The sequence below is a fragment of the Enterococcus phoeniculicola ATCC BAA-412 genome (genome assembly GCF_000407505.1).
In the GTDB taxonomy this organism is placed as follows: Bacteria; Bacillota; Bacilli; order Lactobacillales; family Enterococcaceae; genus Enterococcus_K; species Enterococcus_K phoeniculicola.
This window is the reverse complement of record NZ_ASWE01000003.1, coordinates 679308-691420: the sequence shown is the minus strand read 5'-3', so window position 1 is coordinate 691420 and position 12113 is coordinate 679308. Positions and strand designations below refer to the sequence as shown.

The 12113-nt window shown below is 30.9% G+C and carries 11 protein-coding genes; all 11 read right to left on the bottom strand.

What is annotated here, in order from left to right; genetic code table 11:
* Positions 1-494 precede the first annotated feature (494 nt).
* Complete coding sequence (gene galU, locus I589_RS13720; RefSeq protein ID WP_010768373.1) at positions 495-1367, bottom strand: UTP--glucose-1-phosphate uridylyltransferase GalU; 873 nt, start codon at positions 1365-1367, stop codon at positions 495-497.
* A 135-nt stretch (positions 1368-1502) separates the two neighbouring features.
* Positions 1503-2354 carry a dTDP-4-dehydrorhamnose reductase gene (gene rfbD, locus I589_RS13715; RefSeq protein ID WP_010768372.1) on the bottom strand — a complete coding sequence of 284 codons (852 nt, stop codon included), beginning with the start codon at positions 2352-2354 and terminating at the stop codon, positions 1503-1505.
* A gap of 43 nt (positions 2355-2397) precedes the next feature.
* Positions 2398-3384 carry a dTDP-glucose 4,6-dehydratase gene (rfbB, locus tag I589_RS13710; protein WP_010768371.1) on the bottom strand — a complete coding sequence of 329 codons (987 nt, stop codon included), beginning with the start codon at positions 3382-3384 and terminating at the stop codon, positions 2398-2400.
* A 7-nt stretch (positions 3385-3391) separates the two neighbouring features.
* Positions 3392-4804: an MATE family efflux transporter gene (locus I589_RS13705; RefSeq protein ID WP_010768370.1), complete on the bottom strand. Its 1413-nt coding sequence runs from the start codon at positions 4802-4804 to the stop codon at positions 3392-3394.
* Positions 4797-5378 (bottom strand): dTDP-4-dehydrorhamnose 3,5-epimerase, encoded by a 582-nt coding sequence (rfbC, locus tag I589_RS13700; protein WP_034685387.1) that lies wholly within the window; start codon positions 5376-5378, stop codon positions 4797-4799. Before rfbC ends, I589_RS13705 begins: the two co-directional genes overlap by 8 nt.
* A 1-nt stretch (position 5379) precedes the next feature.
* On the bottom strand, positions 5380-6261 hold the full coding sequence (rfbA, locus tag I589_RS13695; protein ID WP_010768368.1) for a glucose-1-phosphate thymidylyltransferase RfbA: 882 nt from the start codon (positions 6259-6261) through the stop codon (positions 5380-5382).
* Positions 6262-7575 carry a nucleotide sugar dehydrogenase gene (locus I589_RS13690; RefSeq protein ID WP_010768367.1) on the bottom strand — a complete coding sequence of 438 codons (1314 nt, stop codon included), beginning with the start codon at positions 7573-7575 and terminating at the stop codon, positions 6262-6264.
* 13 nt (positions 7576-7588) lie between these two features.
* Entirely contained in the window at positions 7589-8422 is an 834-nt protein-coding gene (locus I589_RS13685; protein ID WP_010768366.1) for a glycosyltransferase family 2 protein, read from the bottom strand.
* A 34-nt stretch (positions 8423-8456) separates the two neighbouring features.
* Entirely contained in the window at positions 8457-9632 is a 1176-nt protein-coding gene (locus I589_RS13680) for a glycosyltransferase family protein (protein WP_010768365.1), read from the bottom strand.
* Between the two features lie 12 nt (positions 9633-9644).
* Complete coding sequence (cps2T, locus tag I589_RS13675; RefSeq protein WP_051100897.1) at positions 9645-10877, bottom strand: beta 1-4 rhamnosyltransferase Cps2T; 1233 nt, start codon at positions 10875-10877, stop codon at positions 9645-9647.
* Positions 10878-11540 (bottom strand): sugar transferase, encoded by a 663-nt coding sequence (locus I589_RS13670; RefSeq protein ID WP_034685385.1) that lies wholly within the window; start codon positions 11538-11540, stop codon positions 10878-10880.
* Between the last annotated feature and the right edge of the window lie 573 nt (positions 11541-12113).

The window sequence follows — 12113 nt, the reverse complement described above, 5'->3', positions numbered from 1 at the left end:
ACTATTTCTTGACCGGAATTCTAGTTCTCAGTAACCCTATTTGTCAATCCAGAGCCCTCATCACTAATCCCATTCAATTAAAACTAACTTTCTTATGCCCCAACTTGAAAATGGTAAAGGATTTCATTATTCAGCTCGTGAAAGAAACCCTCTCACTGTCTATGTTTAGCAAGGAGAATAAATGACATTACTTTTTTCATCCAGTCATTGTATCAAAGTTTGCAAAGAAAGGGAAAGATTCAAAAATATTGCAAAAAAAAACATTCATATAGTTTACAATTCTTTTAGAAAACTACATGAATGGTAATTCCTTACAGCATTCCCCTGTGAACCTAGACTTGATTTATAAGAGTTAGGTTTATGAGAATTAAATTCTTGCAATCCACATAGTTGGACATTCAAAAAAAGTGAGTGAAACTTGCATCTCACTCACTTTTACCTATCGTGTTCTCTTACATTTAAACCAAATGTAAGTAAACTCATAAAAAATTATTCTATAAATCTTTTGCTAAATCTTTTAGATAATCCTTTAGCTCTCCAGAAATCTCAGGGTGCTTCAAGCCAAACTCGATATTTGTTTTCACAAATCCCAATTTATCTCCTACATCATAACGTTTTCCAGTAAACTGATGAGCAAATACCCGTTGTGTATTATTTAACGTATTAATGGCATCTGTTAACTGAATTTCTCCACCTGTACCAGGTTCTTGGTTTTCTAAAATCTCAAAAATTTCTGGCTTTAATAGATAACGACCAATAATCGCTAAATCGCTGGGTGCCTCTTCTGGATTCGGTTTTTCAACAAAATCAGATACATTATACAAGCCTTTTGAAATCTCAGACTCAGGATTAATAATGCCATAACGTGACGTTTCTTCATGAGGAACATCCATGACAGCAAGTGTTGAGGAACCAGTTTTTTCAAAATTATTGATAAGTTGTTGCGTTAATGGAATTTCATCCTCCATTAAATCATCACCTAACATAACCACAAAAGGCTCATTCCCAACAAACGCTTTCGCTTGTAAAACAGCATGTCCTAAGCCTAATGGACGCTTTTGACGAACAAAGTGAAGATTAATGTCCGTTGTTTCCTCCACTAGTTGCAACAACTCTAATTTCCCTTTTGAAGAAAGATTCTGCTCTAACTCCATATTCGCATCAAAATGATCTTCAATCGGGCGTTTCCCTTTGCCTGTAATCACTAAAATATCTTCGATGCCAGAAGCAATTGCCTCCTCAACAATAAATTGAATGGTTGGCTTGTCAACAATCGGCAACATTTCCTTGGCAATAGCCTTAGTTGCAGGTAAAAAACGAGTGCCCAAACCAGCAGCAGGAATCACTGCTTTACGAACTTTTTTCATGACGGTAAGCTCCTTTAAATTCATTATAATAATTTGTGTATAAGACTATTAAAGCATATTCAGTTCTAAAAACCAATTTAACCTTGAAATATATTTGCATATGGAATAATTCACCCGTTAAATTTTATGATACAACTAATCTAATTCTTGCATCATTTCAGCGAGAGCTTCCTTCCACGGAATTATATCAAACCCTAATTTTTTTGTTTTATCCAAATCTAAAATTGAATAGGACGGACGTTTGGCTTTTTGGGAGAATTCAGATGAACTAATTGGCTTAACTATCACTTCGCTATCCCTTAAAATTTCAGATGCAAATTCGTGCCATGAACAAATACCCTCATTAGAAAAATGATAGATACCATAATCAGCTCTCTGTTTTACAATAAACAGCATAAATTCAGCTAAACTTTTTGTCCATGTTGGCCTACCTATTTGATCATTTACAACCGTTAATGTATCGTGTTTCTTTGCAAGATTTTGCATTGTGAACACAAAGTTCTTGCCGTACTTACCAAATACCCAAGAAGTACGAATAATGTAGTATTTAGAACAAATCTCTTGGACTGCTTTTTCACCTGCTAATTTTGCCCGTCCATATTCATTTTTTGGATTTACTAAGTCGTCTACTTTACGCGGCTTTGAATTAGAACCTTCAAATACATAATCTGTACTTATATATATAAGTGTTGCTCCGACTTTTTCTGCAGCCAAAGCAACATTTTTTGTTCCATCTACATTTACACTCCAATTTGTTGTCTTTCCTTCATCTTCAGCTAAATCAACTGCTGTATATGCAGCACAATGATAAATTACCTCTGGATGCATTTCATTGATTAATTTCAATACTAAGTCTCTATTTGTAATATCTAAATCTTTAGAGTCAGTTTTAATAATTTCGTCATTTAAATTACGTTTATTTTCTAATAGCTTTGAAAGCTCTGTGCCTAACTGACCATTACTACCTGTAATCAAAATTTTTGTCATACTTTATCTCCTTAAAAAGAAAAGGAAAGCTTGGAGGCTTCCCTTAACTTAAGTTTGCTCGTTCTTTTAAAGGTTTCCACCATGATTCATTGGCGAGATACCAGTCGATTGTTTCAATAATCCCTGTATCAAATGTATATTCTGGTCTCCAACCAAGTTCCATTTCTAATTTAGTTGGATCAATTGCATATCGACGGTCATGACCTAACCGATCTTCAACATACTTAATTAATTCTCTTGAAAGTCCTAATTTTTCGACAATTAAGTCAACAATCTGATTATTTGTTCGCTCATTGTGACCACCAATATTATATACCTCACCTTTTTTACCTTTTCTCAGAACCAAATCAATCGCTTGGCAGTGATCTTTAACGTGCAGCCAGTCTCGAATGTTTTCTCCATCTCCATAAATTGGTAGGTCCTTCTTTTCCACCCCATTGGTAATCATCAAAGGAATGAGTTTTTCAGGAAAATGATAGGGTCCATAGTTATTTGAGCAACGAGTAATATTTACATTCATCCCATAAGTTTCAAAATATGATTGAACTAGTAAATCAGCACCTGCTTTACTAGCAGAGTATGGACTATTGGGAGCTATCAATGATTCCTCCGTAAAATACCCACCTGGTCCAAGTGAACCATAGACTTCATCAGTGGATACTTGTAAATATTTTTTTATCTTCATTTCCTTGGCGACATCTAAAAGAGCTAATGTTCCTTGTATATTCGTTTCTACAAAGGTTTCAGGATGTAGAATACTCCTATCAACATGAGATTCTGCAGCAAAGTTTACAACAGTGTCAATATTGTATGATTTAATTACATGCTTTACTAATTCACGATTAGTTATATTTCCTTGAACAAAATGATAATGTGGATTTTCTTTTACATCATCAAGATTATGAATATTTCCAGCATATGTTAATAAATCATAATTTATAACATGATCATCTGGATGATTTTCTAAAATATAATGGATAAAATTACTACCTATAAAACCAGCTCCACCAGTTACAAGAATAATGTTCATACTTCACCTAACCTTTTCCCGTTAATTGTTTGAATAAATCCTTTAAGTCAGATTTCTTTAAATATAAATATAATAGTAAGCCCAAAATATACATCAGCATTCCAATTAATCCATAGAAATACCAACCAGAAATTATAAATAACATCACTAACATGTACTCCATAATAATATCTCTATAGATATTCATAGACAGCTCTCTATTCAATATAATCTCGGCTAATGTACTTCTAACAGCTACTAGTATAACAATGCTTAATACTGTAAAAATAATGCTATCCAAAACTATTATGGCAAGATAAGTTATGCATAAGCTTAATAGTGCAGTAATTAAGTTTATCTTGAATATCTCTTTTTCCTTCCTCATAGCTTTCAGAAAGGTATTTGTTAAAAGTCCAACTTTACTATCAAATACAACAATTGGAAATGCAATTGCCATAAATCTTAGTGACATTTCATACTGTGGTAACCATTTACTTAATACAATAGATATTGGATAATACGATAATAATACAATAAAAATTACTGGCATTAGTCCATTTCTAATTAAAGGGTATGTCGTTTTATATTTAGATCTATCAATTTTTTTTAAAAGTGGAAAAATTGATAAGCTTACAGCATTTATAAATACCATTAATAAATTAGAGATACTAAGTGTTAAGGAGATTTTTCCGAACGTGGCTACATCCCATTTATATTGAACACCAAACCTCACTATACCAATAATTAAGGAACTTGCAATATTAGCAAGCATAAGATTAATTCCAACCTTAATATTTATTATTGACTCTTTCAAGTCAAAGTTTGGATTAGGATTATGAAAAAATGTTATTTGCCGTACTTTTAAGAATGAATAGATGAAAGAAACCAGTTTTCCTAATATGTCAGCACATATAAAAAATTGAAAATCTTTCACTCCAAAAATCAATAAAAGGATTACTGTACTCACAAAAAATAACCTATCTAAAATAGTAATAAACGAATATTCCTTTAGCCTATTTGTTGTTTGTAAAATCAATAAAATAAAATTTCTCATATTTAATATCACAATATTAGATATGACAGCATACATTACTAAATACTTATTATGATCTGACGTATTTTGGAAAAAAATAATCATTAAAAAAACAAGAGATATTATTACTTGCATGAAAAGTAGTGAATAAAATTGACCTTTAAGTTTTGGTTTATCTAGTTTACCATATTCCTCCCCACCATACCTGAGATAGATTCCGTCACACCATCCTAAATGTAGAAAGCCTACGTAAGAAACATAAAAAAGATATAATTGATAGTATCCGTAGTCTGAAACACCTAACACCCTAGGTAAAAACAGCGTTACTATAGTCGATACAAATAATGATATTAAATTAGAAGTAACAGTATAAGAAATATTTTTTATTACATTCTTAAATCTACTCATTGTTTATAGGTAACCAAAAAAAATCATTTTCTACTTCATACTCTTTTAACGTTGGATGGTTTTTATCCTTATCTGACAATATTACATTGTTTGTATCCGTTGGCCAGTTAATATTTAAGTCGGGGTCATCAAATCTAATTCCCGCATCAGCTTCAGAATCATAATAATTATCACATTTATATAAAAAGTTTACATTGGGAGTTAGTGTCAAAAATCCATGGGCAAATCCTTTTGGAACCAGTAATTGTCTCTGATTATATTCCGATAAAATATATCCTTCCCATTGCGCATATGTTGGGCTTCCTTTTCTAATGTCTACTATTACATCTAAAACAGCCCCAGTTACTACACGAATTAACTTGGTTTGAGCAGATTCTCCTTTTTGAAAGTGCAAGCCGCGTAATACCCCTGCTTCGGCAGATAAAGAATGATTATCCTGAACAAATTCACAGGTGATTCCAACTTCTTCAAATTCCTTTTTTGAGTAGCTTTCAGAAAAAAAACCTCTAGAATCTCCATAAATAGTTGGTTCAATAATTTTTACATCTATTAGTTTTGTATTTTTCACTTTAATTTTATTCATATAACTGCACCTCATCTGCTAATCTATACAAGTACTGACCATATTGATTCTTTTTGAGTGGTTGTGCTAATTTGAGTAACTGTTGTTTATTAATATATCCCATACGGAAAGCAATTTCTTCCAAACAAGCCACTTTTAGATTTTGCCTTTTTTCAATTGTTTCTATAAATGTTGACGCCTCGAGAAGCGATTCATGTGTACCAGTATCTAGCCATGCAAACCCTCTTCCTAATAATTCAACATTTAAATTATTCAATTCTAAATAAACTTTATTCACATCTGTAATTTCAAGTTCGCCACGAAAAGATGGCTTTATATTTTTGGCAATTTCTACTACTCTATTGTCATAAAAATACAGTCCTGTTATAGCATAATTAGATTTTGGAACATCGGGTTTCTCTTCAATGGACTTTACTTTCATATTTTCATCAAATTCGACAACCCCAAAACGTTCAGGATCCACTACATGATAACCAAAAATAGTTGCACCAGTTTCTATACTGGCGGCTTTTTGCAACATTCTAGATAACCCACCACCATAGTAAATATTGTCACCTAAAATTAAACACACTGAATCATTTCCAATAAATTGCTCTCCTATTATAAAGGCTTGTGCTAGACCATCTGGCTTTTCTTGTGCTGCGTATTCGATTGAGATGCCTAAATTACTGCCATCCCCTAATAATTCGCGAAATCTAGGAGTATCAGCAGGTGTAGATATTATTAAAACTTCTTTTATTCCTGCTAACATCAATGTTGATAGTGGATAGTAAATCATCGGTTTATCATACACTGGCATTAGCTGCTTAGAGACTGATTTGGTGAGTGGATACAATCTAGTTCCACTTCCTCCAGCTAAAATTATTCCTTTCATTTAAAGACTCCAATATTTATAATTATTTTTTAAAAAATCAGTTTTGTCTAATATACTTTTTACATCAATCATAACATTATTTTTCTCATCATTGAACAATTGATCAAAGTATGAGAATTCTTTATTTTTATATTTATCATGACCTACGGCAAGAATTAAGCAGTCAGCATCTTTTATAGAACTTTCAGGTATTAAATTTATTCCGTATTCTTGAAATACCTCTTCTGGATCTGCATACGGATCTGTAATTTCTACATTCAATTCATATTCATTTAAAGTTTTATAAATATCAGTTACTTTTGTATTTCTAATGTCTGGACAATTTTCTTTAAATGTAAATCCTAAAATAACTATTCTAGATTTTTTTAAATTTTTATTTGCTTTAATAAGTTCTTTAATAACTGCTTGAGCAACAAACTCACCCATAGAGTCGTTTATCTTTCTTCCAGATGAAATTATTTGACTATGATAACCTAATTTTTCCGCCTCAGATATAAAATAATATGGATCGACTCCAATACAGTGACCTCCAACAAGCCCTGGATAAAACCCAAGAGAATTCCATTTTGTATTCATAGCTTCAACTACATCCATCGAATCTATTCCCATTTTATCAAAGACAATGGCTAATTCGTTCATGAAAGCAATATTTATATCTCTTTGACTATTCTCTACAACTTTGGCAGCTTCAGCAACTTTTATTGAGCTTGCCAAATGTACACCTGCATTGATAACCAATTTGTAAACTTCTGCAATTTCATCTCTTGTTTGATTGTCAATCCCTGATACAATTTTTACAATCTTATCTAGTGTATGAACTTTATCACCTGGATTAATTCTTTCTGGTGAATAACCAACACTGAAATCTATTCCACATTTTAGTCCAGAGTACTCTTCCAATATGGGAATACAAATATCTTCAGTAGCGCCAGGGTATACCGTTGACTCATATACAACTATTGAACCAGGCAATAAGTTTTCGCCTACTAACTTGCTTGCACTTTCTACTGGTTTTAAATTAGGAGTTTTATCTTGATTTATCGGAGTCGGAACGGCAACTATATGGAATTTGGCTTTTTTTAGATCAACAGGGTCACTAGTAAATTTTACAGTCGTATTTTTTATTGCTTCATCGCCAACTTCTAGAGTTGGATCAATCCCCTTTTTATATAGTCCTATTTTTTTTTCATCTATATCGAACCCTATAACATCTACTTTTTTTGCAAATTCAATTGCGATTGGCATTCCTACATATCCTAATCCAATAAGTGCTAGGGATTCATCTCCATTGACTATCTTCTCATAAATATTCATTTTAATTAACAACCTACTTTCTCATAAATTTATAAAGCTCGATTAATGATTTCCCAGAGTTTTTGATTACGAATTTTTTTTGCTTCCTAAAGCTACTATTGATTGAATTACTTGCTGCATCCTCAGCATGTATAACTACAAGCTCAGGAAAATATATGAGTTTTAATTGTTCTTTTTTTGCAATGTAATATAAAAAATCTTCCTCTCCATATAAGAATGTATTTGGATAAAATGCAAACTCATGAGTATCAATATACTTTTTAGAAAAAACTACGCATGATCCATGTAATGGACAATTCGTTTTTTCTGTGTAACTTTGCTCATCGACTGCTATTTTTTTTGTTTTTTTTATTTTAATGGGTAAAGAATAAACAATATATCTAATTGCATTTTTAATCAAAGTTAATCTGATTTTGTTTTTTGTATCATGGATATAAGGTACAGGGTTTTGATTTTCATTATTTAAATTTAATATTTTGGGTCCTAATACATCGTATCTATCTAGAGTATATTTTGATTTTAGCAACTCTATAAAATTTTTTGTTTGAATATACACATCGCTATTTAAAACTACAATAAAATCAGATTTATCTGCATGTTTTGCAACCGTATACCCTATATTATTTCCCTTTGAAAAACCTACATTATATTCGACAGAAATTACCCGTATTGATTCTTCATTCTTGTAGTTTCTACTTAATGAATAGAAACTTTCATCTGTAGATTGATTATCAACAATAATTATTGATATTTCATCTTCTAAACAATTTAATTTTTTTATGCTTTCAATACATTTATCAGTTTCTTTACTTGTATTATAATTTAAAATTACAAAGCTAAATTTCACTGTTTTGCATCCCTTCACTAGCTACAAATATTTTTCAATTAATTTTTTGTTTTACAAAATCCAACATTGTTTTAGCTCTGTTTTCCCATAATATTTTTTTAGGAACATCTAATTTCTGATTACTATTGGTCATTTTTTTTATCTCCGACACCCAAGTATTATAATCATCTGTAATAGTGATTTCATCTTTGAATTCTTCTACACCATGAATAGAAGTTGTTATTATTTTTTTACCCGTATTCAAATATTGATACAATTTCAGTGGATCCCCACCATTTTCATTTTCGCCAACCGCATGTGGAATTATTAGAATATCAAATAAATCTAGATACATATATATCATTGCTGACGAAACAGCTTCAACATGTCTTATATTATTATGATTTCTAAATGTTTCAGATAATCTTTTGTTTTTTTGATCTTTTAAGTATGGTCCTATATAGGTGAATAGTACATCTGAATTTTTTTTAGCGATAAACTCTACTAATTCAGCATCTATACGTTGCCCTAGCTTTCCAATATATCCAACTTTTTTTTTATATTTTTCTATTATTTTTTTTTCATGTTCAAATTTTTTATCTTCATTTTTTAAATCAATTATTGGAAAAACACCATTTTTTATTAAGACTGGTGTTTTTCCAATTTTTTGCTGGCAAAATTGTTGAGTTTCAATTGCATTACATGAGTAAAAGTCTGCAATTTTTGCAATTTCTTTATACGATTGTAATGCTATTTTTTTTTCAATTTCCATCAAAGAAGGGTGAATAGCAAAGTTATCCATCATATCAAAAATAATAGTAGCTTTCTTTTCTTTACTTTTTTTTAATAACTCTACTGCAAAAGGATTATTAGAATATACTATAGTCTTATCATCTATAATATCACCTATATTTTTATATATCATTTTATACCCCTTAACCCACCAACCTCTTTTTTGTGTAATTAACTGTATATCAAAGAAACTCTTTTTATGAAATTCTATACTATTATCAAGATATTTCATTATCTGATATTCAATGGATTTTTCCGGCAATTTAATCGTTACTACTTTTTTTTTATCATCCAATATAGTTCGTGGCTTTCCCACTGTATATAACTCAAAAGGATAAATATCCATTAATAAATTTAATATAGCATACTCTCTAGTCATGATTCCCGTGCTTCTATAGTCAGCATTATCATGATATGGAATAAATAATAGTTTCTCCATTTTAAATCCTCCCTAAAGATTTTTTTTTATATAATCATTGCCTACTTTATACTCATCAAACAAACATTCATATTGTTTAACAATTAGTTCCCAAGAAAATCTTAATCTAACATGTTCTTTCGCTATTTGATAAAAATCTATAAAGATTTGCTTATCATTTTTTTCCAATAATTCAATCACATCAGTTAAATTATTTTTATTCCAATATAATGCATTCTGCTCTGCTACTTCCCTATTAAAGCCAACATCCAGTAACAGATTCATTGGGGTTGTTGCTAGTGCCTCTAATAGCGATGGATTAGTGCCTCCAACTTCATGACCGTGTATATATGCAAAAGCTTGTTCTCGAATATATTTTAATAGTTCTTGATTGTATACCGTTCCTACAAATTTAATTCTAGAGTCCTTGTCAAAGTTTGTTTCTTTTTTCAATTTCTCATAAAATTTATTATGCTCAACGTTTGTTATAAGAACGAAATCTTTAGTTGAACTAGATTTCATAAACTCCCTAATCATTGTTTCATAGTTATTCTCTGGTACAAATCGTCCAACAACTAGATAGTAATTTTGTTCACTAATTTCTTTAGCAGCAAACCATTTTTTGACCTCAGATGTATCTCTTGTATACTTGGAGTTTTCTAAATCTGTTCCATAAGCAATGTATGTTGTTTCAGGTGAATACTCTTTATACTCTTCTTTAATATAATGCTCTATGTTTTTGCTATCACATATCAATAAATCCGCATATTTTACCATCATCTTCTCTGAAACTTTCCAATACCTACGCACCGGTTTACTCCATTTTTCTCTAAGCCATTCATGGCCATCAGGATTAACATATAATTTGCCCCCAACAGCATCAATTTCTTTTTTTAGACTTCCAATGAAAGGGCCAATACGACATGCTAAAACATAAAACACTGGTTTACTATCTTTATTCTTTTTTGCTTTATTGATTGCATATTTTAATGCCTTTACATCATAGTAGATTGCACGGGCAGGACCAATTTTTGGAACGGAAACATTAAAGCATTCTGCACCATTATAAATAAACTCATCCTCTATAATTTCTGATTTCTGAGAATTTTCTTCCATACAAGCAACATGATACTGGATGTTTTTATCTTTTTGGTACTCTGTTAATTTTTCAACAAAGGTTTCAAATCCACCATACTTTGCAGGTATCCCTTTGCTACCGATAATATAAACGTGTGTTTTACTCAATTTATTAAATCTCCCTACCATCTAATACGCACTATTTGGTCTTGCCATTACTACAACTGTTTTAATCATGATTTTAATATCATAGCCTAAGCTTTGTTTTTGAATGTATTGAATATCCAAGCTTACCATATCATCAAACCCTACAGAATTCCGACCACTAACTTGCCACAATCCTGTACATCCTGGTTTAACAAGTAGTCGCTGCTTATCGTATGCACTATACTCATCAACTTCTCTTTTCAATGGTGGTCTTGGACCAACTAAACTCATATCACCTTTCAAAACATTTATCAATTGTGGTAACTCATCAATGCTTGTTTTTCTTATTACCTTTCCTACACGTGTCACACGAGGATCTTCTTTCATTTTAAACATCGCACCTTCGACCTCATTATGCTGTAATAATGCATCTAGTTTTTCCTCCGCATCAACACACATAGAACGTATTTTATACATCTTAAACTTTTTTTCATGTTGTCCAATTCTTTCTTGACTAAAAAAGATTGGACCTCTTGGTTCTTCTAGTTTCATTAATACAGATACAATTAAGAAAATAGGACTTAATACAATTAGTCCAACTATACTTCCTAATATATCCATCAATCGTTTGAAAAAATAATAGGTTTTTCTAGTTGCAACTAAAGATTTATCCACTACAATATTTTTTTTAGTACATTTAACCATTGGATTGGATACTTCAGAGCTTATTTCATTAGACTTCACATGACTATCCTTCAAACTACTCTCCCTTTCACTTGAAAACAACCTTTTTCTAGCATCTTTTAATTTCTAATTAAGCTAGTAACTATTTAAGTTCGGGCTATCTTTGGTTTACTCTCATATGAATAAGTTATCCACACTACGTAGATAGTCCAACAATCTTTGAATAACATCTGTTTCCAATTTTTCCACAACAAAACGTACATCTGCTTTTCACCTAGTGCTCAAAAATAGCTATTGCTATCTCTACAAATGTATTTTTTCACATGAATTATTGATTTTTTTCATAGTTATGCTTCTTGAATTTAGAACCCTTTAGATAGTTTATCATATTTATCCAACAAAAAAAATATTGGATTCATTGAATTGCTTATATAATTATAAAAGTTCTACGATAATCTTCTTTCTTCTATTAATTACTGAGGATTCTTATTCAGTATAAGATCTCTATGACTTGTTATACTATACTGTATAGTAATACCTATAAATTTTTATTCTACATTATTTACTTGAGATAAAGTAAATCTAAATGTACCA